This window comes from Christiangramia qingdaonensis (assembly GCF_048381525.1).
Lineage (GTDB): Bacteria > Bacteroidota > Bacteroidia > Flavobacteriales > Flavobacteriaceae > Christiangramia.
This window is the reverse complement of the sequence record NZ_JBLWIM010000015.1, coordinates 359,482-380,049: the sequence shown is the minus strand read 5'-3', so window position 1 is coordinate 380,049 and position 20,568 is coordinate 359,482. Positions and strand designations below refer to the sequence as shown.

The following is a 20,568-nucleotide window of genomic DNA, read 5'->3' as shown; positions in this document are numbered from 1 at the left end:
TGTTCAATTTACGATTTTGTGAGTGCATTTCATGTAACTCGCATGTTAAAAAGATTAGTTTGCAGAAGCGTACACATGTTTACTTCATGCCGGGTATGGCAGCAGCTCCAACAATTTTTGAAAACCTGATTTTACCTGCGGAAAAGTATGAAACACATTTGCTTGAGTGGGTAATTCCTGAGACAGATGAATCACTTGATGATTATTCGAAAAGAATGCTTCAATTTATTAAACATGAGAACATTGTATTGATAGGCGTTTCTTTTGGAGGGGTTATTGTACAGGAGATGGCAAAGTTTCTGGACTTGAAGAGGCTTATTATAATATCCAGTGTAAAATGTACGAACGAGCTACCTCCACATATGAAATTCGCTGCCAGAACAGGCTTATTTCGAATAGTACCTACAAGTCTTGCGAATTACGTAGACCAATTCGAGAAGTATGCAATTGGACCATTTCTTAAAAAACGTGCGAAATTATATAAACAGTATATTTCTATTACAGACAAGCAATATCTGGACTGGTCCATAAAACAAATGGTGAACTGGAAGTGTGAGAAGCCTGATGAGAAGGTAATTCATATTCATGGTGATCAGGATGAAGTTTTTCCAGTAAAAAATATTGACAATGCGATCATCGTTAAAGGCGGGACGCATATTATGGTTGTAAACAGATTCAGGTGGTTTAACGAAAATCTACCTGCAATTATCGAAACCGGAGAATTGATTAAAAGAACTTAAATAATTACATATGAATTTATTGAAAAGCGCATTGATATTTGTAGGGATTCTTACGGTCCTGGGGGTAAGTATTAATGCATATGTGCAGGATGGTGAATTAAATTCAACTGAGTCCGGTAGTACAGTAGCTGACACTATCAAAGATCGTAGTGTTGCAAACAACTACCGAATCAAGGCGTTGCCAGTGCCAACAAATCTGGATTTTGCGGGTGAGCCCGTTCCACTGGAAGATCCAGATGTTTATGAAAGAATGGATAGAGAACTTCTGGTCAATACCTACTGGCAATCGAATGCTTTGCTGCTTATAAAACGAGCTAATAAGTTTTTCCCGATCATAGAACCAGTTTTAAAAGAAGAAGGGATCCCTGAAGACTTCAAATATCTTGCGGTTATAGAAAGTGGTTTGACTCAGGCGGTGTCACCTGCTAAGGCAGTGGGTTTCTGGCAAATTCTTGAAGGAACAGGGAAGGAGTATGGATTGGAGATCAATGCTAACGTAGATGAGCGCTATAACATAGAGAAATCTACCCGTGTAGCTGCAGATTATCTGAAGAAAGCAAAGGCACGTTTTGGTTCCTGGACATTGGCTGCGGCTTCATACAATGCCGGGCAGTATGGTGTAGATAAGCAATTGGATAGACAAAAGGTTGATGAATATTATGAGCTTTTACTAGGAGAAGAGACTGGTAGGTATGTTTTTAGAATTCTTGCCCTGAAGGAGATTATGAACAATCCTAAAAAATATGGATTCGATTACGATGAAGACGATCTTTACGCGCCAATTCAGCTAAATAAAGTGAAAGTAGACACTGCTGTAGCGAATTTCCCGGATTTTGCAAGAGAATTCGGAATCAATTATAAAACTTTGAAAATTCATAACCCCTGGTTAAGAGATGATCATCTCAATAATTCGTCAAGAAAGACTTATTATATTGAAATCCCTGAAGCAGGTCAGTATCCTAAACTAGATTAGTCTACGCTAACATTGTCAGCATACACTTCATCGTACTCGGGAATCAGGTTTTTTGAAATAGAGGTTTCGAGTGCGATGTAGTTTTTTTGATAGGCCGTTTCGAGGTCGATTGCAGGTCCTGAGAATACGCTTCTACGAATAGATGTTATCCTCTTATCTTCGGAAAGTAAAAAACAAGTTGGGAGCCCTAGTGAATGTTTCAATTGTTTCACGACATAACCACCGTTATTTTCAGATTCATCCACGTATACTACAGAAATTTGAGAGTTGAATTGATCTGAAAGTTTCTTGACAGTTTCACGCTTATCCCAGAACAATACCACGAAATCTACTCTATCAGAATATTCTTTCGCTAATTTGTTAATTGCAGGAATTTCTCCTTTTGCAGGAATACACCAGCTGGCATAAGTAATAAGAAAGGTTGGTTTATTAAAATCGTAAAGCTCAACTTCACGATTTCGAAGGTTCTTAAACTTAAAATTATTCATGTAAGAACCTGCCAGCTGTTCCGAAGTAAACTCTTCAAAGAGCTCCTGGGCTTTTTCATATTTATTAGCTCGAAATGCAGCATCCGCCTTCTTATTATAGTCAGATAAATGCTCAAAAAGAGCTTCGGTGAAATAATATTTGTCGTCCAGATCTTGCTGGGCGAATAAATGGGAGGTAATAAAAAGAAGCGTTAACAAAAGTAACAGTCTCTTCATAATCTATTTTTGGGGCTTACTCCCTAAAAGTATTATGAATAAAGACGTTTCAGAAATATACTCGTTTAAGTACCAATTTATTTGTTGAAAGAAAAGAGGTTTTAAAAAACTCTTAATTAGATCTTTTTCATCTGCTCTTTCATCATTCTAATCTGGTCATTTAGCATTCCATGTTTGTCCAGTTTCTTAGCTTCACTCAGTAATGTTGTCGCTTCTCTCTTTCTTCTTTTGGTCATTGCGATTCCAGCGAGGTTCAATTTTGCCATCGCAAGGTCATGATCCATTGAAAGTCCAAGTTTTATAGCGCGTTTGAAAAACTTTTCAGCCTGCGTCATATTGGTTTGAGAAACCATTAGACCATGCAAGTACCAGTAATATCCCTGTTGCTTTGGTACTAGTGCCTTTTCAGGATCTTTAATCTTATCAAGCCATCTTTTCGCGCCTGGAAAATCTTGTTTTCTAAGTCTAAGAAAAGCCAGAAGTATCATTTCATTCTTAAAATACAGGAAAATAAAGATCCCGGAAAGTAGAATTAGAGCAATTCCATTTCCAATCTCCCCTTCAATAAATTGCCAGACAGCAACGACGATAAGTAATCCTGCGATAAATAGTTTGATATTCTTGTTGAACATAGATAAAATTGTTTTCCGGCGGCAAAGGTAGTAAAAACTATTAAAATTTTTTATGTTTAGTATTTGCAGTACATAAAAAGCTTTGTATATTTGCACGCAGTTTTTAAGACAGATAAACGAATTTAGAAGATAAAAGATATTCACAATGAAAAGAACGTTTCAACCATCCAAAAGAAAAAGAAAAAATAAGCACGGCTTTAGGGAGCGTATGGCAAGTGCCAACGGTAGAAAAGTCCTTGCTAGAAGAAGAGCTAAAGGAAGAAAGAAACTATCTGTATCTTCTGAAAACAGACATAAGCATTAATGATTATCATTAATTGAAATATTAAAGGTGTTACTTTTTGAGTAACGCCTTTTTTTATACCCAGACGCTTCTTAATTTTATAGTACACAACTAACAACACGATCAAATCTTAATCATGCCTAAAAACAACAACATCAAGTGCGTTTTAATCATTGGATCTGGTCCAATTATCATTGGCCAGGCCTGTGAGTTCGATTACTCAGGTACTCAATCTCTTAGATCTCTGCGAGAGGACGGGATTAAAACCATACTTATCAATTCCAATCCTGCAACCATCATGACCGACCCTTCCATGGCCGATCATGTATATCTTAAACCACTTACCACAAAATCCATTATTGAAATTCTGAAGGATCATCCTGAGATCGATGCTGTTCTACCAACTATGGGTGGTCAAACTGCACTGAATTTATGTATCGAAGCAGACGAAAAAGGTATTTGGAGTGATTTCAATGTAAAGCTTATTGGTGTTGATATCGATGCAATCAATATTTGTGAAGATCGCGAGCAGTTCAAGCAGCTAATGGGGAGACTTGGAGTGCCAGTCGCTCCGGCCAAAACGGTGACCTCTTATTTGCAAGGAAAGGAAGTTGCTCAGGAATTTGGATTTCCATTAGTAATTAGAGCATCCTTTACTCTTGGTGGAGGCGGAGCTAGTTTTGTGCACCGTGCTGAGGATTTTGATGAGATGCTTTCCAGAGGTCTTGAAGCTTCTCCAATTCATGAAGTGTTGATAGATAAAGCTTTATTAGGCTGGAAAGAATATGAATTGGAACTACTGCGAGATAAAAATGATAACGTAGTAATTATTTGTGCCATTGAAAATATGGATCCAATGGGAATCCATACCGGAGACTCGATCACTGTTGCTCCTGCGATGACGCTTAGCGATAAGACGTATCAGAGAATGCGTGATCTTGCGATTAAAATGATGCGTAGTATTGGTGATTTTGCTGGAGGTTGTAATGTGCAATTTGCAGTTAGTCCTGATGAAAAGGAAGATATCGTAGCAATTGAGATCAATCCGCGTGTATCGAGATCTTCAGCTTTAGCTTCTAAAGCAACAGGATATCCTATTGCAAAAGTGGCTACAAAACTTGCTTTAGGTTATAATCTGGATGAACTTGAAAACCAGATCACTAAATCAACTTCAGCATTATTCGAGCCTTCACTTGATTATGTGATCGTTAAGATCCCTCGCTGGAACTTTGATAAGTTCGAAGGATCAGATCGCACATTAGGTCTTCAGATGAAATCTGTAGGGGAAGTGATGGGAATTGGACGTTCGTTCCAGGAAGCTCTTCATAAAGCTACACAATCACTTGAGATCAAGCGAAACGGATTGGGTGCAGATGGGAAAGGTTATAAGGATTATGATCAGATCATAGATAAATTAACTAACCCTAGCTGGGATCGTGTCTTTGTGATTTACGATGCCATACAAATGGGTATACCACTTAGTAGAATACACGAGATCACCAAGATCGATATGTGGTTCCTGAAACAATATGAGGATCTTCACGCTCTTGAAGTGGAGATTACTAAATATGATAAAGAAAACCTTCCTAAAGATCTACTTCTAGAAGCCAAACAGAAAGGTTTTGCTGATAGGCAAATTGCACATATGCTTGATTGCCTGGAAAGTGAAGTTTATAAAAAGAGAGAAGAATTACAGATTAACCGGGTTTACAAACTTGTAGACACCTGTGCTGCTGAATTTGAAGCTTTGACTCCGTATTACTATTCAACGTTCGAGGAAGGAATTCGTTCCAAGGATGGAGAGTACTACACAGATAATGAAAGCAAAGTTTCAGATAAGAAGAAGATCATAGTGCTTGGTTCCGGGCCAAACAGGATAGGACAGGGGATAGAATTTGATTACAGCTGTGTTCATGGTGTACTTGCTGCTGCAGAATGTGGTTATGAGACCATCATGATCAATTGTAATCCTGAGACCGTTTCCACAGATTTCGACACGGCAGATAAGTTGTATTTCGAACCTGTTTTCTGGGAGCATATTTATGACATTATTCAGCATGAAAAACCGGAAGGAGTTATAGTACAGCTTGGAGGGCAAACGGCTCTTAAACTTGCTGAAAAACTTGATCGCTACGGAATAAAGATCATGGGGACCAGTTATGAGGCCCTGGATCTTGCTGAGGACAGAGGTAGTTTTTCAACTTTACTGCAAAAGAACGATATTCCTTATCCAGACTTTGGAACTGCAGAAAATGCAGACGAAGCCCTTAAACTTGCTGAAGAACTTGATTTCCCTATATTGGTAAGACCATCCTATGTGCTTGGAGGTCAGGGAATGAAAATTGTGATCAATAAGGATGAACTGGAAGCTCATGTGGTAGACCTTCTTAGAAAAATTCCTAACAATAAATTACTACTGGATCATTACCTTGATGGAGCAATCGAGGCTGAAGCAGATGCTATCTGTGATGGAGAGGATGTCTACATTATAGGGATCATGGAGCATATCGAGCCTTGTGGAATACATTCTGGTGATTCTCATGCCTTGTTGCCGCCTTTCAACTTAGGAGACCTGGTAATGCAGCAAATCAAGGATCACACTCGCAAGATCGCTCTGGCGCTTAATACAGTTGGATTGATCAATATTCAATTTGCGATCAAGGATGATAAAGTATTTATTATCGAAGCGAATCCCAGAGCTTCGAGAACTGTACCGTTCATCGCGAAGGCTTATAAGGAGCCTTACGTGAATTACGCGACCAAAGTAATGCTTGGGGAAAAGAAGGTAAAGGATTTCAACTTTAATCCTCAGCTGGAAGGTTACGCCATTAAACAACCTGTCTTCTCATTTAATAAATTTTATAATGTAAATAAGCAGCTTGGGCCTGAAATGAAAAGCACCGGGGAAAGTATCCTTTTCATTGATAGTTTGAAGGACGATGAGTTCTACGATCTATATTCCAGAAGAAAAATGTACTTAAGTAAGTAATTAAACTTATAGAAACAAAAGGTCATTCTGAACTCTATGTTAAGAATGACCTTTTTTAATAGTCGAAAATGAAAGAATTCGTTTTAATCTTTGGCGGAATAATGGGGGCGCTCGCTGTAATCTTAGGAGCCTTTGGAGCTCACGCTCTTAAAAAAACCTTTAATGATGATCAATTAAAGAGTTTTGAAACCGGTGTAAAATATCAAATGTATCATGCGATCATATTGATCATTACCGGTATTGTGTTTCCGTTTACTCAAACTGGACAACAGCTCACCGCCTGGTTTTTTATGATCGGGATCTTGCTATTTTCCTTCAGTATTTATGGTCTTACCTATAGTAGTTCGATCAATAAAAAGCTAAAAATACTCGGTCCGGTTACTCCTCTGGGTGGTTTGTTTCTAATCCTGGGATGGATCTTTTTTACGATAAACGTTGTTGAAATAGCTGTCTATATAAATAACTGACTATCGGCAATCTGTGCGCTTTAAGGTGTAGCTATAGTTTAACTTAAAATCTTTATTTCTGAAGCTGGTTTTTCCAGTAGATTCTTCAGTTTCTGTAAAGCCCTCAACGAAGCCATCAGAGCTTTTCAAAAAGAATACTTCTCTTTCTGAAACCTTTCCTTCTGAAGTATATTGATAGCTGGCAAAAAGAGAATCATTGGAAATTCTTCCTCGAATATTACCTTTGTTCTGGTCTTTTTCGAACAGTGAATAAGAAAGATCGCCTTCTACAATAGAATCATCTTTAATCCTTAAAGCCATATAGATCGTATCCTTTTTTTTAAGGTAAGTGTAGCATTCGATCTTCTGAATATTTTCGGTTTTCGGAGCTGCAATTTCCTGTTTTTCTACTGAAGCTTCTTCAACTTTTTCAGGTACTTCAGATTTACAGCTAAATAATACGATGCTGATAAAAAGGAAAATGTAGTTTACGTTTTTCATAATTCAGCATAAAAATAGGACAATTATTAAAGATCTGATTTTCTGCTTCTATATTTTTCAGCAAACCATGCAATTAAAAGGAGTTGTGTGGAGTGATATAGCATGATAGGAAGTAGTATCAAACCTGAATTTGCTGTACTTCCAAAGATCACCCGAACCATTACAGAACCATGCACTAATGATTTTTTTGTTCCGCAGAATTGAGCAGTGATGGTATCGGCGGTATTCAATTTTAGTGCCTTGCTGGCGAACATTGTCCCGTAGTAAACCAGGAAGAAAAGGACAATAACGATTCCTGCCATTTTCAAGATCTCGCTCCAGCTAATATCAGCAAAGATGTTCGAGGAAAATGAATTGCTGAAACTTGTATAAATGATAAGTATGATCGTAGCCTTGTCAAAATTACTAAGTTTCTTGCCATGTTTTCTAGCCCAGTTTCCCAGGAACTTTTGAAGAAATAATCCAATAAGTAGAGGTGCTACAATTTGCAGCATCAATTTTTGTAATACGCTCAGAAAGTCGAAATCTGTTGTGCTTTCCAGAACCAGTCCAAGCCAAAGTGGGGTTGCGAAAATCCCGATAAGGCCAGATAAACTGGCATTAAATATTGCAGCTGGAAGATTTCCTTTTGCTAAAGCGACCATTACGACAGATGATGAGACGGTGGACGGTAATGTTCCGAGAAAGAACAGCGCAATCCAGGATTCAGATTGTAGCCCCTTTTCAAATAGCGGTAGACAAGCGATACATAAAAGTGGGAAAACGACAAAAGTTGTTAAGTGGATAATAATATGAATTTTGTAATTCATCAAACCCTGTTTAAACTCTGCCGGCGATAATTTGAGTCCGTAGAAAAAGAATATAAGTCCAATTCCTATATCGGTAATGGTTTTTAAAGGTAAAATTTCTGGGCCCTGCGGAAGAAAGTATGCTATTGCGATCGCAACAAATATCGCTATGATAAACCAGTTCGATTTCACGAATGCATCTCAATTTTAGCCTTGTGATCTTCCAGGATATGCAAGTATTTTTCAGAAGCAAAGTCGGTTTCATGAAATTCTTTAACCCTGAAATCCTTCATTTTCTTACGTTTGATACTTTTAGCAAAACGCCGAATTTCATCATCAGATTTAAGGACTAAACCTGGAACTTCAATGGAATTCCCATCTTTATCCTTTGCAACCATCGTAAAGTACGAGCTGTTGCAATGTTTGATGTCACCTGTTTGAATATTTTCAGATTCCACACGAATCCCTATAACCATGGAGCTTCTACCCACATAATTCACAGAAGCTTTCATCGTCACCAGTTCACCGATCTCAATAGGCCTCAGGAAATCAACGGTATCCACACTTGCGGTCACACAATAAGCCCTGGAATGTTTGGAGGCACAAGCGAAGGCGATTTGATCAAGGAGGGATAATATATAGCCACCATGTATTTTGCCATTAAAATTGGAGTGCGATGGCAGCATCAATTCCGAGATTACAACCTGGCTTGCTTCAACGCTTTTGTAATTTTGCTGCATATTATCTTCTAAAATGTGGACTTTGCGATTGTTCTACTTCAGTAATGAAATATTTACTGTCTCCCCAGAAAAAGAAGGTTGAATAGCGTTCTACGTAGGTAAGCTTTACATAATCTCCTTCATACTCCTGAAGGCCTTTAATCACTTCTTCATTTTTATCAAGAACAGAAAAACTGAATATCTGAGCACCGCTTATTCCCTGGCTTATTTCACCTTCCCAGGTCTTTGTGATCACTCCTTTACGGCTGAATTTGATGAGCTCACCGCTTCTGGTTCCTTCGCTATACGGCACGAAATAGACAAATGCATAATAAAGCAGCCATAGGATGAATATTCCGCCTAGTATATATATTAGTGTTTTCTTCATGTTATTGATTTTTATAGATCAGGTTAAGAAATTCTTCAAGTTTGGAAGGTTCAAGCCATCGGGTCACTATGACTAATTTTTGTTTCTGGTCAATGATGATAAAATTACCTCCAAATCCCGCTGCGTAAAAAAGATCTTTATCCAAACCTTCCATGTGTCGGTCTCCTTTAGCATTCAGCCACCACATATAACCATAATTGGTGTTGGTAGTAGAGGGTATTACGGCTTGCTTAATTAGATCTTTCTCAAGAAGTTTTTTATCGTTCCACACACCATTATTCATGAATAATAATCCAAATCTGGCCATATCTTCAGTATTGATGAACATACCGCCACCGGAATGACCACCTCCGCTTACAGATTGCATCGTATAACCATCGATAGTTGTCCAGGAATTGTCATAACCAAACCACCGCCAGGAATGTGATGCGCCAATAGGATCCATGATATGTTCTTTTAAAACGGTAGGTAAAGGTTTTCTGAAGACCTGCAACAGGCTATAGGCGAGCACATTTACTCGTACATCATTATATTTGAAGAAAGTTCCCGGTTCATTTAATTTACGGGATTTCCAGCTATCAATATTTCCACTTGCCGAGGGCCTGTCTGCCCAGTCGTGGCTCTCCCATAACTCACCACTCCAGTCAGAATTTTGCTGAAGTAAGTGTTTCCATGTAATTTGAGAGTTGTGTGGACCGTTAAATGTGCTATCCCAAACATATCCTGATACCGTATCATTGATGTTACGAATGATATTTTCCTGTAAAGCAATTAAAGCGGTAGTAGAAAGAAAGCTTTTAGTTACACTAAAAGTCATGTCCACTCTTTGAACATCGCCCCATTCGGCTATTTTATAGCCGTTCTTCAGGATCATTCCCGCCGGGCCTCCACGTCGCTTTACGGGTCCCATGATCTTATGAAACGGTTCCCGTTCAAAACCCTTCAAAATGGCCTGTTCAAGGTCTCTGGCTCCAGTATATTCATTTTTCCTGGCAAAGTCTATTGCTGCATCCAGGTTAAGATCAAAAATTTCAGGTGACTTTGATTCCCAGAGTGTGTCTGCAGGGAAATAGATCTCTTGCGCCTGGCTGGTACATAAAAAGATGAATAAAATTGAATTGATCCAGAATTTCATGGCTGCAAGATATTTAATTCTCGTTCAAAGTTTCTGAATTTGAGTCACGAATTAGTTTAGGGTCGATCTGTTTTGAAGCTTTAGCTCCAAGTTTTTTTAAACGCTCCACTTTTCTAATTAAATTCCCTTTTCCAGTAAGTTTTTTCATAGCACCATCATATGAATTTTGAACTGTTCCAATCTGTCTGCCAACTTTTTCCAGTTCTATAGTAAGATTTGTAAATGAATCATACAAAGCACCGGCCTGGTTTGCAATCTCTATCGCATTCTGCTTTTGCTTTTCATTCTGCCACATACTTTCGATGGTTCTTAGTACCGCAAGCAGAGTGGTAGGAGTTACTAAAATGATATTTTGGTCAAAGGCTTCGTTATAAAGATTAGGGTTTTCGTTGCTGGCAACCGCAAACGCCGCTTCAATAGGGATGAAGAGCAATACAAAATCCGGACTTGCTTCCTGGTGAAGCATCTGGTAATTCTTCTTACTTAATTCCTGAATGCGCTGTTTTAAAGCAATAAAATGATCTTTGAGATGAGCAGACTGCTCTGTGATATCTTCAGCATTCGCATATCTTTCATAAGCATTAAGGGAAACCTTAGAATCTACGATCATCTTTTTATCACCCGGCAGGTTGATCACCACATCTGGGATTACACGTTTTCCTTCCTTTGTGGTAAAACTTTGCTGTACATCATACTCGTTGCCTTTGGTAAGTCCGCTCTTTTCCAGAACACGCTCCAGGATCATTTCACCCCAGTTTCCCTGCATTTTGGTGTTCCCTTTTAAAGCTTTGGTGAGATTGTTCGCCTCCTCACTTATTTTGATATTTTGCTCATTTAGAAACCTTAATTTTTCTCCAAGTTCTGCATGTCTCTTTACTGAAGCCAGGTTGCTATCATTAATTTTATCTTCAAATTCTTTTAATTTTTTATCAAGCGGATTCAAAATTGCAGCAATATTCTTCTGATTCAGATCCGTAAATTTTTCAGATTTGTGTTCGAAGATGCGATTGGCCAGATTTTCAAATTGCTCGTTAAATTTTTGATGCAGTTTCTCAATTTCGAGTTTAAGGGTCTTACTTTTTTCTAACAGGTGCTCGTTTTCTGCTTCTTTCTGTGTAAGTAGAATCTGTAATTTTCCACGTTCATTTCTAAGAATTTCCAATTGCTCTTCCTTCTTCTGAAGCTTCTCCGTGCTTTCCTTTTTGAGTAGTTCTATGTTTATTTTTTTATCATTTAACTGACTGTCATAAAACCTCTTAACATCATCCATCTGAAGTTTAAGTTGATTAATTTGATATTCAGCGTTTTTTATAACCTCTTTTGATTTTGAAGCTTTCAAAAAGTATGCAAGCGAGAAACCTAAAGTGAAAATGAACACACAGATAATTATCAGGTAGACTGGTTCAGGCATAAATTGAGGTTTTACTAAATTTAATTAATTTGGAAATTCTTTAAGATTTTTATCGGTCTTAGCTACTTATTCTGAAGCTGGCCGATTGCCTGTCGAAGGTAATAAGTTCAGAAGGAAATAAAGAATCAAATACACCAGAGGCCATCAATTCCTTCGGTGTACCAGTAAATGATTTGCCATCCTTTAAAATGATTAGTTTATCGCATAGTTGTATGGCCAGGTTGATCTCGTGAGTGGCAAAAATGATCGCTTTACCGGTCGTTTCTGTAAGTTCCTTTAGTAATTTCAACATAAAGGCTTTATGGTAAATATCAAGATGAGTGGTGGGTTCATCCAAAATGATCAAAGAAGTTTCCTGTGCAATTGCTCTGGCTATTAAGACCTTCTGAAACTGCCCGTCACTAAGTTCGTAGCACTTTTTGTTTGCGAGTTCTTTAATGTTGACAAGCTCAATTGCTTTTTGTACGGCTTCCTTATCCTCCCGATCCAGTTTCCCGATCCAGTTCGTGTATGGTTGCCGACCCAGAGCGATCAATTCGCGTGCACTTAAATTTCTTGAAACATGCTGTTCAGTAAGAACAAGGCTAAGCTGTTTTGAAAGCTCTTCGGAACTAATATTACTTATATTTTTATTTTCTATAATAACCTCACCCTTAATAGGTTCAAGTGATCTACTTAATGTTTTTAGTAAAGTGGATTTACCAGCGCCATTTACTCCTATAACCGCAGTAAGTTCGTTTTTATCAATCTCAAAATTAATATTCTCAGTAATGATCTTAGCCTTAGATCTTTCAGAATAACCTATGGAGAGTCCGCTAGTTTTTAAAATGCTATTTGAGTTTTTGTTCTCCATTAAAAATTAAATCTACGTTTTCTTATTAGAAGCCAGATAACTACGGGTGCTCCAATAAGCGAAGTAATGGCATTTATTGGTAAACTAAATTCACTACCGGGCAGCTGAGAGACAATGTCACATATTAACATTAAGATAGCTCCACCAAAAATTATCGCCGGGAACAAAATAATATGGTTTGCAGAAGGGATGATCTGTCTTATTAAATGTGGTACCGCCAGCCCTATAAATGCAATTGGACCAGCGAATGCGGTAATGCTGCCAGCGAGCAGGCTGGTCGCCAAAATTACCAGGAATCTGTTTCTTTTAATATTAGTCCCCATACTTTTTGCGTACTGTTCACCAAGAAGTAAGGAATTGAGATTTTTAATGGAAGCCAGAGTTATCAGAATGCCTGCGGTCCAGAAAATGGCCAGGATACTTACTTCTTCCCAACTTAGGTTTCCCAGGCTTCCGTAGGACCAGAATATATATTGCTGTAGATCTGCAGCTGGACTAAAGTAAGCCAGAACGCTAACAATCGCAGCAGTAAAACTGGCAAACATAAGGCCAATGATCAATATCGCCATAGTGTCTCTCAGTCGCAGTGATGCAACGATGACAGCTAGTAGAACTAGTAAGCTACCTAAACTCGATGCTATGACGAGACTCCATTTAGATAATAAAATTGTTGCAAAACCGGCACCAAATAGTGCAGATCCCATAAATACGATGGCAACTCCCAGGCTGGCACCACTGCTTAAACCCAGAACATATGGTCCGGCTAGCGGATTCCTGAATAATGTTTGCATAAGCAAACCACTAACTGCCAGTCCAGATCCTGTGATGATCGCTGTTAACGCCTTCGGTAATCTGAATTCCACAATAATATATCTCCAGGTTTCTTTTTCTACCGCAAGACCAGTAAGAGAGGCAATTACTTCAGAAAAGGGTATGCTAACCGATCCCAGACTAATATTCAGTAGCAGGCAGAACAGAAGCGCAACTCCCAGAAAGACGATGGTTAAACTATACTTTTTCCTGCTCCACATTAGTTGAGGGGTTTGAAAAATACATTTTCGTGATCCTGAAGAAGATCAGGATGAAAAATTGTGATCAGGTCCTTTAGAATGAGATCAGGCCGTTGTGGACCAACTTCATAAAAAAGAACTCCGCCAGTAGCGCCTTTTGATAAGCTCACAGAATAAACCTCTTTATCCTGTACTGCCTTAAATTTATCGTAGTGAATCGAGTTCTCAGCAAGTTGAGCATAACTCTCAAACTGTCCGGAACTTATCCAGATATCTGCGTCACCAGCTTTTTCCAGTACACTTTCGAAAGAAAGCGCCAGACTGCCTTCTCCTTTAGTATCAGAATATAGATAATTGCCATTTGCATCGTCAATAAATTGCGCCTGCCAGCTATTTCCATAAGGAATGTACCACTTATCATTATACATGGAACCGGCTATGATCACTGGTTTGTCTTTAGATAAGGAAGCTAATTCTTTAGCCTCGAGGTAGGAAGTTTCTATATCATCGAATATTTTTTCTGCTTCCTTATTTTTGTCGAACAGCACGCCAAAAAATTTGATCCATTCAGCTTTACCTAGTGGTGTTTTTTCTGTCCAGTCTCCATTATAAATTACGGGAATTCCGATATTTTTAATTGTTTCAAGACTTTTATTAGAAGCGTCGATTGCGAATCCAACAACCACATCTGGTGATAGATCAATAAGAATCTCTGTATTGATGTTCTCATATTGACCAAGTTCCTGTACCTGGCCAGAATCGATCAAGGTTCTCGTTTTTTCTGAAGAAATATAACGAGTTCCGGGAAATCCACTCAATTTATCTTCCAGACCCAACGCTTCCAGCGCAGGTATATGGGTCGTAGAGGTTACCACAATATTTTTTACAGGAATCTCCAGTTTTTCATCAAAGTCAATACTATCAGGAATAGTGGCATTTGCGGAGTGGAGTAGATATTTAAAGGGTTCTTTAGCTCCGGGCCATGGAGTTGCAACTTCCAGAATTTTATAAGTTTCATAGGATTTAATGCTAAATCCCTGGGCATATTTCACGGAGATAGTTTCACCTTGCTGGTTTCCAGGTTCCTGCCGGGATGAATTATCCTTACAGGAAATGAATGCTATAAAAATGATAATGAATGTTAATTGCTTCACGAATGTAATTTGGTCACCAAAAGTAAGATTATTTAAATTTTTGAAAGACTTACCAAACTTAATTGTTTATTTTCGCCTCGAAATTTTGGTTTGACGTCGATTTATTTCTGCGTTAATTAAAAGGGAATCAGGAGAGATTTTTTCAATAGCCTGAGCTGTTCCCGCAACTGTAAGCTTAGCCCGATTGGGTGGCTGCAATTATTCTTCAAACCACTGCCAACAGGCGGGAAGGTAAATTGTAGTACGTAAGCCAGGAGACCTGCCCGAATTTCGACTAGTATCGAGTGACTTTCGGGATAAAGGTCGGCAGATTATGAACAGAACTTACTACATTTTTTTAATCCTTATTGGCATATGCTGTATTTCAGCTCGTGCTCAAACTGATTCTATTCGTTGGTTACAAGAGGTAGAGCTTAGCGACAGCAAACTTAAGAGTAACTATTCTGGTCAGCATTTGCATTCGATCGCTGATTCTGTCGTGCAGTACAGTGATCCAGCTTTGACCAACGTTCTTAAATTTAATTCTTCTTTTTTCTTTAGAGAAAATGGTTTTGGGATGGTTTCTTCGGCATCTGTGAGAGGCACCGGTGCTTCCCAAACTGCTGTGGTATGGAATGGGATCAATATAAACTCTCAGTTCACCGGGCAAACCGACTTCAATACTATCAATTCCAAAGCTTTTGATGATATAAGTCTAAGGCCAGGCGGTGGTAGTGTTCTATACGGAAGTGGTGCAATTGGAGGAACCATTCATCTAAATAATTCTTTAAGATTCAAGAACACGAGTTCTGTTTTTGTATATGCTGGTGCAGGTAGTTTTGATACTTATCAGGCTAGCGCAAATGCTCAGGTTTCTAGCGACAAAACAGCTCTGAATATATCTTTATCCGGTATACGTTCAGCGAATGATTATGATTATCCAGTGGATGATTTTAAAAATGAAAATGGAGACTTTGATAATATCGCTTTGAATGCTTCAGTAGGGCACTGGCTTGCGGAAGACCACCTGGTCAAATTTCATTCCAATTTATACGATGGAAATCGCGGTTTTTCTGGTACTGTATTTATAGATTCAAATAGTAAATACGAAGATAGAAGCTTTCGGAATTTACTGGAGTACAAGGCTTTCTTCGGAAAATTCACCAGTAGCCTTAAGTTTGCGTTGATAAAAGAGGAGTTCAAATATTATGAGAATAGAAATTCTATAAATCATTCCTTTGGTTCAGCTGAAACAGGTATTATAAAATATGATCTGAAGTATGAAATTTTTGAAGATGCTTTTCTGAATTTAATTACTGACTATACTAAAATTGATGCGGAAGGTTCAGGGGTTGTTGACCAGAAACGAGAAACTTCAGGAGTTGCACTACTTTACAATCAATCCTTGAGAGATTTTCAATATGATATAAGTCTTCGTATCGAAGAAACTTCAGATTTCGAATCACCTATATTATTCTCTGTAGGATCTAAATATCAACTAACCGAGAATTACCTGCTAAGATTCAACTTTTCAAAGAATTATCGCATTCCAACCTTGAATGATCTATTCTGGTTACAAGGTGGAAACGAGGATCTGAAACCAGAAAATTCAGTGCAATCTGAAATTGGAGTGGATTTCAGAAAGAAAAAGCTAGAACTCAATGCGACCGTTTTCTATATAGACCTTGAAAATCTTATACGCTGGATACCTAATGAGACTGGAGTCTGGCAACCTGTTAATACAGAATCTGCTTACAATTACGGTCTGGAAATTTTTGCAACCTGGCAGAAAGATTTTAAATCCTCAAACTTAAAGCTTACAGGAAATTACGCCTATACTAGATCTATAGATAGATCTAATGGAAATCAGTTAATCTATACTCCTTATCATAAATTGACTGCGCAAGCTTCGTACACATTCTCAAATTGGAATCTATTTACTCGGGGATTATACAATGGGAAGATTTTCACTTCAGCCGATAATAATTATGAGCTCGATTCTTACACCATAGCCGATCTTGGAATTTCCCGGCAATTGAAAACAAAACCTGGAATTCGCATAGGTGCTGAAGTCAATAACCTTGTTAATAAAGACTACCAAAGTCTTCCAGGCAGATATATGCCAGGGAGATCATTTAAAACTTTTCTAACTATTAAATTTTAACCATGAATTTTAAACACTATTTCAGCCTGCTGGCACTAATTTTTTTACTGAACTCCTGTAGCGACGATGAGGATTGTTGTGTAATTCCTCCAGGTGAGGATAAAGAAGCATTTGAAGAAGGCATTTTTGTATTGAACGAAGGTAACTTTGGTTCTGGAAATTCTACTGTATCCTTTATAGATGAAGAGACTGGAGAAGTTCAGTCTGAAATATTTAATTCAGTAAACGGAACTTCATTAGGGGATACCGCGCAAAGTATTTACCTTTCTGAAGAGCTGGCATTTGTAATCTTAAATGCATCCAATACGATCGAGATCGTAGACCGCAATACTTTCGAGACTGTAGGCCAACTTTCAGAAAACTTGCAAAATCCGCGATTTGCTACGGTTTCAGGAAATTCACTATATGTGAGTAATTGGGGAGATGCCACCAATCCAGATGATTCTTATATTGCTGTTTTTAATTTATCTGACTATTCTTTTGATTCTTCTATTGCCGTTGCAGAAGGACCGGAGAAAATTCTATCGAGTAATGGATCAATATATACTGCGCATAAAGGTGGATATAATTTTAATAATATCATATCTGTAATCAATACCTCTACAAATGTTGTGTCTACTGAAATTGAAGTTGGAGACGTGCCAACTTCAATGATTGTTGATGGTTCAAACTTAATTGTATTATCTGCTGGGAAACCATCCTATGCAGATGTAGAGACTGCGGGAAGTATAAGCGTAGTCGATATGAATGCGAATGCAATATTGAATTCTGCAGAATTCCCTACATCGAGCATTCATCCGGGTAACCTTGTACAAAGTGATGACAGGTTTTATTTTACTGTAGGTAAGGCTGTTTATGAATACTTAAGTGGAGGAGACCTTCCTTCCGGACCAAAGTTCAGACTGGAAGATGTGGAGTCTTTATATGGTTTTAATGCCAGAAACGGGATGTTATATGGTGCTTCAGCGAATGCGAGTTTCACTGGTAACGGGCAGGTTTTTGTTTATGATGCTTCTAATGGCAGTCTTCTCAACTCTTACGAAGTTGGAATTAATCCTAACGGAGTCTATTTTAATTAATTCTTACATCTCTATCTAAAACAAAAAACCCAGCTCAATGAGCTGGGTTTTTTAATAATTTAAGATCTCTATTATTTAGAGAATTCCAATCTTTTATTCTGACCTGGAAGTTCAGGTAATTCGTCAATATACATTTTCTGATAGGTGGCCTTTTGAACTCCAGACTCGCTGAATTCATTATACCAGTATTCTTTCTGACTTGAAATCATACTTCTGTTTCCAGCAATCACACTTAAAGCAGCATTCAGTAATGGATCTGAAGGTTCTCCCAGAACACCAAGATCTGATATACTTTCAACAATTTCAGTATCTGGAGTTATTCCGTCAAACGGAACACCTACGTTATTGGAGTTTACAGATTCATATACTAATGGCTGAATGGCGTATGTGTGATCTGAATTGGCGCCAGTTCTACCAAAGTTGCTTGAATCGTATAAAGTTACAGATGCCTGAGATTTACCTACAGTTTGATCTCCCACAGTTACCACATCAATATATGGAGCAAGCCCATTAACCACAAGTTCACTAGCAGAAGCCGTAGAACTGGATACAATAGCGTACAATCTTGTAAGATTCAGGCTGTTGATCGCTTCTCCGCCTTCCAGAGTCGTAGTGAATCTATTAAATAATCTATCTGGGTCATTATTCAGGAAGTAATTTTGATAATCTGCGTTCCATTGTTGCTTGGCAAAAACCTCTCCGGTAAATTGTCCTGTGATCATGCTGGCCAGTCTGGTAGCAGAACTCACACGACCACCGCCATTGTAACGTAGGTCAAGAATCAATTCTGTAATTCCTTCGGCTTTAAAATCTGCAAAAGCAGCGTTCATTTCATCGTCAAAGTCGGCTACAAAGCTATTGTAAAGCATGTATCCAACCTTTGTTCCGTTTACATCAAGTACATTGGTAACGAGGATCGGGTTTTCTGTTAATACCTGAGTATCGATAGTTACTTCTTCTCCTGTTGAAGTGACAGTATTATCCTCGATAGTCGCAAGGCCAAAGGTAAGGGTCGTTTCCTCTAATAATCCGCGGTAATTAGCGACGGTCAGCGTTTGCCCATTTAAAGCGGTAAATAAATCTCCTCTTTCAATATCAGCGTTTTCTGCATTTGATCCAGGAATGATATAGCGAACCACACCAAAAAGGTCATCACTACCGGAAAATCTGTAAAGTCTAAAGTCCACACCGGTTGTTTCAGAAATACCCGCAAAACTATTCTCAAGGGCTATATAGTCATCTGTAATAAAACTAAATCGATCCTGTTCGATCACTAAACCATCATAAAAGAGGTCTTCAGGAGAATCGAAGCCCATTAGGTATTCATTTAGCTCATCCTGAGTGGCAAAGAAATTATCTCCAAGTTCAGGAACCTGACTTTTATAAACATAAATCTCATTCATTCCTTTCCAAACGAAATCTTTGATTTCCAATTCAAGATTTTCTTCAGGAGTTTCACCAGTTACTGGTGGCTCTACGGGCTTTTCAGTTACTCCAGATCCATCATCATCGCTGGAACAACCGGTAAGTAAACTTCCTGCAACAGCAAAAAGCATTAAGTATTTACTTATTTTCATAATATAGTTAAGGATTAATTTTTCTAAATTTTTTCTAAAATTACTTACATACGGGCAAATAAAAAATTTATTGTAACAAATCTGTTACCAATTCGTCGTAAGTATAACAAGGCAGTATAAACTAACCATCTAGCAATGCAAGAGCGCATCTTTTTGAGCCATATTAATCCTGTAAAGGATAAAATATATCGATTGGCGTTGAGGCTTCTTACATCAAGAGATGCGGCCGAGGATGCTACCCAGGAAGTTATTTTAAAACTATGGAGCCGAAAGAATAAGATCAAGCATTATGCCAATGTAGAAGCTTTCGCAATGACGGTTACTAAGAATTACTGTCTGGATCAATTAAAACTTAAACAGAATAATAATCTGAGAATCGTACATCAGAATTATGAAAGCAAACAAATTCCTTTACATACAGAAATCGAATTAAATGATGAAATGCAATGGTTGGGCAGGATTGTTGACAGTTTGCCTGAACAACAAAAATTGATCTTTCAGCTAAGAGATGTGGAACAATATGACTACGATGAAATCGCTGAAATTACAAATATGCATCAAACAGCGATACGCGTTTCGCTTTCAAGAGCCAGGAAAGCGATAAGAGAAAAGCTGATAAAAAAACATAACTATGGAATTAAATAAAATAGAAAGATTACTCAGTCGGTATGAGGAAGGTGAAACAACTCTTGCCGAAGAAAAGAAATTAAGAGAATATTTTAGTCAGGAAGAAATTCCTGAACATTTGGAAGCGTATGCATTGCTTTTCAAATTTCAATCACAACAGATTAAAACAACATTTACGGAGAATGAGCCTATAGAACTAGAAAGGAAAAACTACAGGTTTGCATGGACTTCAATAGCTGCGGTGATTATCGTTGCTTTAGGTCTTTTTTACTTCAACCAGTCACAACCCTCATTAACAACTACGGAAATGAGTTCTGTTACCGAACAGGAGCAAGCTTTGGAAAAGACGAAGCAAACCTTGAAAATGGTTTCAGCAATGATGAATGAAGGCACCTCAGACCTTGTTTACTTGCAGG

The 20,568-nt window shown here is 38.1% G+C and carries 21 protein-coding genes and 1 riboswitch; of the genes, 9 read left to right on the top strand and 12 right to left on the bottom strand.

Going from position 1 to position 20,568, the window contains the following annotated elements:
* Nucleotides 1-59 precede the first annotated feature (59 nt).
* Both ACNI3T_RS13140 and ACNI3T_RS13135 read left to right on the top strand, forming a co-directional pair.
* Nucleotides 60-740 carry an alpha/beta hydrolase gene (locus ACNI3T_RS13140; RefSeq protein ID WP_418228187.1) on the top strand — a complete coding sequence of 227 codons (681 nt, stop codon included), beginning with the start codon at nucleotides 60-62 and terminating at the stop codon, nucleotides 738-740.
* Nucleotides 741-750: 10 nt separating this feature from the next.
* Nucleotides 751-1,713 carry a lytic transglycosylase domain-containing protein gene (locus tag ACNI3T_RS13135; protein ID WP_418228186.1) on the top strand — a complete coding sequence of 321 codons (963 nt, stop codon included), beginning with the start codon at nucleotides 751-753 and terminating at the stop codon, nucleotides 1,711-1,713.
* Here ACNI3T_RS13135 and ACNI3T_RS13130 read toward each other — a convergent pair.
* Both ACNI3T_RS13130 and ACNI3T_RS13125 read right to left on the bottom strand, forming a co-directional pair.
* Nucleotides 1,710-2,417 (bottom strand): TlpA family protein disulfide reductase, encoded by a 708-nt coding sequence (locus ACNI3T_RS13130; RefSeq protein ID WP_418228185.1) that lies wholly within the window; start codon nucleotides 2,415-2,417, stop codon nucleotides 1,710-1,712. The two genes, ACNI3T_RS13135 and ACNI3T_RS13130, sit on opposite strands and share 4 nt — an antisense overlap.
* A 116-nt stretch (nucleotides 2,418-2,533) precedes the next feature.
* Complete coding sequence (locus tag ACNI3T_RS13125; protein WP_418228184.1) at nucleotides 2,534-3,049, bottom strand: tetratricopeptide repeat protein; 516 nt, start codon at nucleotides 3,047-3,049, stop codon at nucleotides 2,534-2,536.
* A 145-nt stretch (nucleotides 3,050-3,194) separates the two neighbouring features.
* Between ACNI3T_RS13125 and rpmH the strand changes: the two genes are divergently transcribed.
* The 3 genes from rpmH to ACNI3T_RS13110 all read left to right on the top strand — a co-directional run bounded on the left by rpmH (nucleotide 3,195) and on the right by ACNI3T_RS13110 (nucleotide 6,788).
* Complete coding sequence (rpmH, locus tag ACNI3T_RS13120; RefSeq protein ID WP_011708966.1) at nucleotides 3,195-3,353, top strand: 50S ribosomal protein L34; 159 nt, start codon at nucleotides 3,195-3,197, stop codon at nucleotides 3,351-3,353.
* Between the two features lie 115 nt (nucleotides 3,354-3,468).
* Nucleotides 3,469-6,321: a carbamoyl-phosphate synthase large subunit gene (gene carB / locus ACNI3T_RS13115; protein ID WP_418228183.1), complete on the top strand. Its 2,853-nt coding sequence runs from the start codon at nucleotides 3,469-3,471 to the stop codon at nucleotides 6,319-6,321.
* 68 nt (nucleotides 6,322-6,389) lie between these two features.
* Entirely contained in the window at nucleotides 6,390-6,788 is a 399-nt protein-coding gene (locus ACNI3T_RS13110) for a DUF423 domain-containing protein (protein ID WP_418228182.1), read from the top strand.
* Here the strand turns inward: ACNI3T_RS13110 and ACNI3T_RS13105 are convergent, their stop codons facing one another.
* Genes ACNI3T_RS13105 through ACNI3T_RS13065 form a run of 9 tightly spaced genes read right to left on the bottom strand, consistent with a single transcriptional unit; the run spans nucleotide 6,789 to nucleotide 14,726 of the window.
* A complete protein-coding gene (locus tag ACNI3T_RS13105; protein WP_418228181.1) occupies nucleotides 6,789-7,268 on the bottom strand; it encodes a hypothetical protein in 480 nt (159 codons plus the stop codon).
* 26 nt (nucleotides 7,269-7,294) lie between these two features.
* Entirely contained in the window at nucleotides 7,295-8,248 is a 954-nt protein-coding gene (locus ACNI3T_RS13100) for a bile acid:sodium symporter family protein (protein WP_418228180.1), read from the bottom strand.
* Nucleotides 8,245-8,796, bottom strand: a complete 552-nt coding sequence (locus tag ACNI3T_RS13095; RefSeq protein ID WP_418228179.1) for an acyl-CoA thioesterase — start codon at nucleotides 8,794-8,796, stop codon at nucleotides 8,245-8,247. The genes ACNI3T_RS13100 and ACNI3T_RS13095 overlap by 4 nt, the downstream gene beginning before the upstream one ends.
* 1 nt (nucleotide 8,797) lies before the next feature.
* Nucleotides 8,798-9,163, bottom strand: a complete 366-nt coding sequence (locus tag ACNI3T_RS13090) for a 6-phosphogluconate dehydrogenase (protein ID WP_322300458.1) — start codon at nucleotides 9,161-9,163, stop codon at nucleotides 8,798-8,800.
* Nucleotide 9,164: 1 nt separating this feature from the next.
* On the bottom strand, nucleotides 9,165-10,298 hold the full coding sequence (locus tag ACNI3T_RS13085) for a serine hydrolase domain-containing protein (RefSeq protein ID WP_418228178.1): 1,134 nt from the start codon (nucleotides 10,296-10,298) through the stop codon (nucleotides 9,165-9,167).
* Nucleotides 10,299-10,311: 13 nt separating this feature from the next.
* Nucleotides 10,312-11,709 (bottom strand): DNA recombination protein RmuC, encoded by a 1,398-nt coding sequence (locus ACNI3T_RS13080; protein ID WP_418228177.1) that lies wholly within the window; start codon nucleotides 11,707-11,709, stop codon nucleotides 10,312-10,314.
* Between the two features lie 58 nt (nucleotides 11,710-11,767).
* Nucleotides 11,768-12,562, bottom strand: coding sequence for an ABC transporter ATP-binding protein (locus tag ACNI3T_RS13075; RefSeq protein WP_418228176.1), 795 nt, complete (start codon nucleotides 12,560-12,562; stop codon nucleotides 11,768-11,770).
* On the bottom strand, nucleotides 12,562-13,593 hold the full coding sequence (locus ACNI3T_RS13070) for an iron chelate uptake ABC transporter family permease subunit (protein WP_418228175.1): 1,032 nt from the start codon (nucleotides 13,591-13,593) through the stop codon (nucleotides 12,562-12,564). The genes ACNI3T_RS13075 and ACNI3T_RS13070 overlap by 1 nt, the downstream gene beginning before the upstream one ends.
* On the bottom strand, nucleotides 13,593-14,726 hold the full coding sequence (locus tag ACNI3T_RS13065) for an ABC transporter substrate-binding protein (protein ID WP_418228174.1): 1,134 nt from the start codon (nucleotides 14,724-14,726) through the stop codon (nucleotides 13,593-13,595). The genes ACNI3T_RS13070 and ACNI3T_RS13065 overlap by 1 nt, the downstream gene beginning before the upstream one ends.
* A 69-nt stretch (nucleotides 14,727-14,795) precedes the next feature.
* Nucleotides 14,796-15,007: riboswitch (cobalamin riboswitch) on the top strand.
* 32 nt (nucleotides 15,008-15,039) lie between these two features.
* Between ACNI3T_RS13065 and ACNI3T_RS13060 the strand changes: the two genes are divergently transcribed.
* Together ACNI3T_RS13060 and ACNI3T_RS13055 are read left to right on the top strand one after the other, a co-directional pair.
* Nucleotides 15,040-16,869, top strand: a complete 1,830-nt coding sequence (locus ACNI3T_RS13060) for a TonB-dependent receptor plug domain-containing protein (protein WP_418228173.1) — start codon at nucleotides 15,040-15,042, stop codon at nucleotides 16,867-16,869.
* A 2-nt stretch (nucleotides 16,870-16,871) separates the two neighbouring features.
* Nucleotides 16,872-17,948, top strand: a complete 1,077-nt coding sequence (locus ACNI3T_RS13055; RefSeq protein WP_418228172.1) for a YncE family protein — start codon at nucleotides 16,872-16,874, stop codon at nucleotides 17,946-17,948.
* Nucleotides 17,949-18,019: 71 nt separating this feature from the next.
* Here ACNI3T_RS13055 and ACNI3T_RS13050 read toward each other — a convergent pair whose 3' ends face one another.
* Nucleotides 18,020-19,525: a S41 family peptidase gene (locus ACNI3T_RS13050; RefSeq protein ID WP_418228171.1), complete on the bottom strand. Its 1,506-nt coding sequence runs from the start codon at nucleotides 19,523-19,525 to the stop codon at nucleotides 18,020-18,022.
* A 135-nt stretch (nucleotides 19,526-19,660) separates the two neighbouring features.
* On the opposite strand from ACNI3T_RS13050, the gene ACNI3T_RS13045 reads away from it, so the two are divergent.
* Entirely contained in the window at nucleotides 19,661-20,170 is a 510-nt protein-coding gene (locus ACNI3T_RS13045) for an RNA polymerase sigma factor (protein WP_418228170.1), read from the top strand.
* Nucleotides 20,157-20,568, top strand: a 412-nt coding sequence (locus ACNI3T_RS13040) for a hypothetical protein (RefSeq protein WP_418228169.1), incomplete at its 3' end; no start/stop codon positions are given. The genes ACNI3T_RS13045 and ACNI3T_RS13040, both read left to right, overlap by 14 nt.

What these genes read in the sequence shown, in the direction of transcription:
- ACNI3T_RS13135 (WP_418228186.1), top strand. Translation starts at nt 751, where the DNA reads ATGAATTTATTGAAAAGCGCATTGATATTTGTAGGGATTCTTACGGTC.
- ACNI3T_RS13130 (WP_418228185.1), bottom strand. Translation starts at nt 2,417, where the DNA reads ATGAAGAGACTGTTACTTTTGTTAACGCTTCTTTTTATTACCTCCCAT.
- ACNI3T_RS13125 (WP_418228184.1), bottom strand. Translation starts at nt 3,049, where the DNA reads ATGTTCAACAAGAATATCAAACTATTTATCGCAGGATTACTTATCGTC.
- rpmH (WP_011708966.1), top strand. Translation starts at nt 3,195, where the DNA reads ATGAAAAGAACGTTTCAACCATCCAAAAGAAAAAGAAAAAATAAGCAC.
- carB (WP_418228183.1), top strand. Translation starts at nt 3,469, where the DNA reads ATGCCTAAAAACAACAACATCAAGTGCGTTTTAATCATTGGATCTGGT.
- ACNI3T_RS13110 (WP_418228182.1), top strand. Translation starts at nt 6,390, where the DNA reads ATGAAAGAATTCGTTTTAATCTTTGGCGGAATAATGGGGGCGCTCGCT.
- ACNI3T_RS13105 (WP_418228181.1), bottom strand. Translation starts at nt 7,268, where the DNA reads ATGAAAAACGTAAACTACATTTTCCTTTTTATCAGCATCGTATTATTT.
- ACNI3T_RS13095 (WP_418228179.1), bottom strand. Translation starts at nt 8,796, where the DNA reads ATGCAGCAAAATTACAAAAGCGTTGAAGCAAGCCAGGTTGTAATCTCG.
- ACNI3T_RS13090 (WP_322300458.1), bottom strand. Translation starts at nt 9,163, where the DNA reads ATGAAGAAAACACTAATATATATACTAGGCGGAATATTCATCCTATGG.
- ACNI3T_RS13085 (WP_418228178.1), bottom strand. Translation starts at nt 10,298, where the DNA reads ATGAAATTCTGGATCAATTCAATTTTATTCATCTTTTTATGTACCAGC.
- ACNI3T_RS13080 (WP_418228177.1), bottom strand. Translation starts at nt 11,709, where the DNA reads ATGCCTGAACCAGTCTACCTGATAATTATCTGTGTGTTCATTTTCACT.
- ACNI3T_RS13075 (WP_418228176.1), bottom strand. Translation starts at nt 12,562, where the DNA reads ATGGAGAACAAAAACTCAAATAGCATTTTAAAAACTAGCGGACTCTCC.
- ACNI3T_RS13070 (WP_418228175.1), bottom strand. Translation starts at nt 13,593, where the DNA reads ATGTGGAGCAGGAAAAAGTATAGTTTAACCATCGTCTTTCTGGGAGTT.
- ACNI3T_RS13060 (WP_418228173.1), top strand. Translation starts at nt 15,040, where the DNA reads ATGAACAGAACTTACTACATTTTTTTAATCCTTATTGGCATATGCTGT.
- ACNI3T_RS13055 (WP_418228172.1), top strand. Translation starts at nt 16,872, where the DNA reads ATGAATTTTAAACACTATTTCAGCCTGCTGGCACTAATTTTTTTACTG.
- ACNI3T_RS13050 (WP_418228171.1), bottom strand. Translation starts at nt 19,525, where the DNA reads ATGAAAATAAGTAAATACTTAATGCTTTTTGCTGTTGCAGGAAGTTTA.
- ACNI3T_RS13045 (WP_418228170.1), top strand. Translation starts at nt 19,661, where the DNA reads ATGCAAGAGCGCATCTTTTTGAGCCATATTAATCCTGTAAAGGATAAA.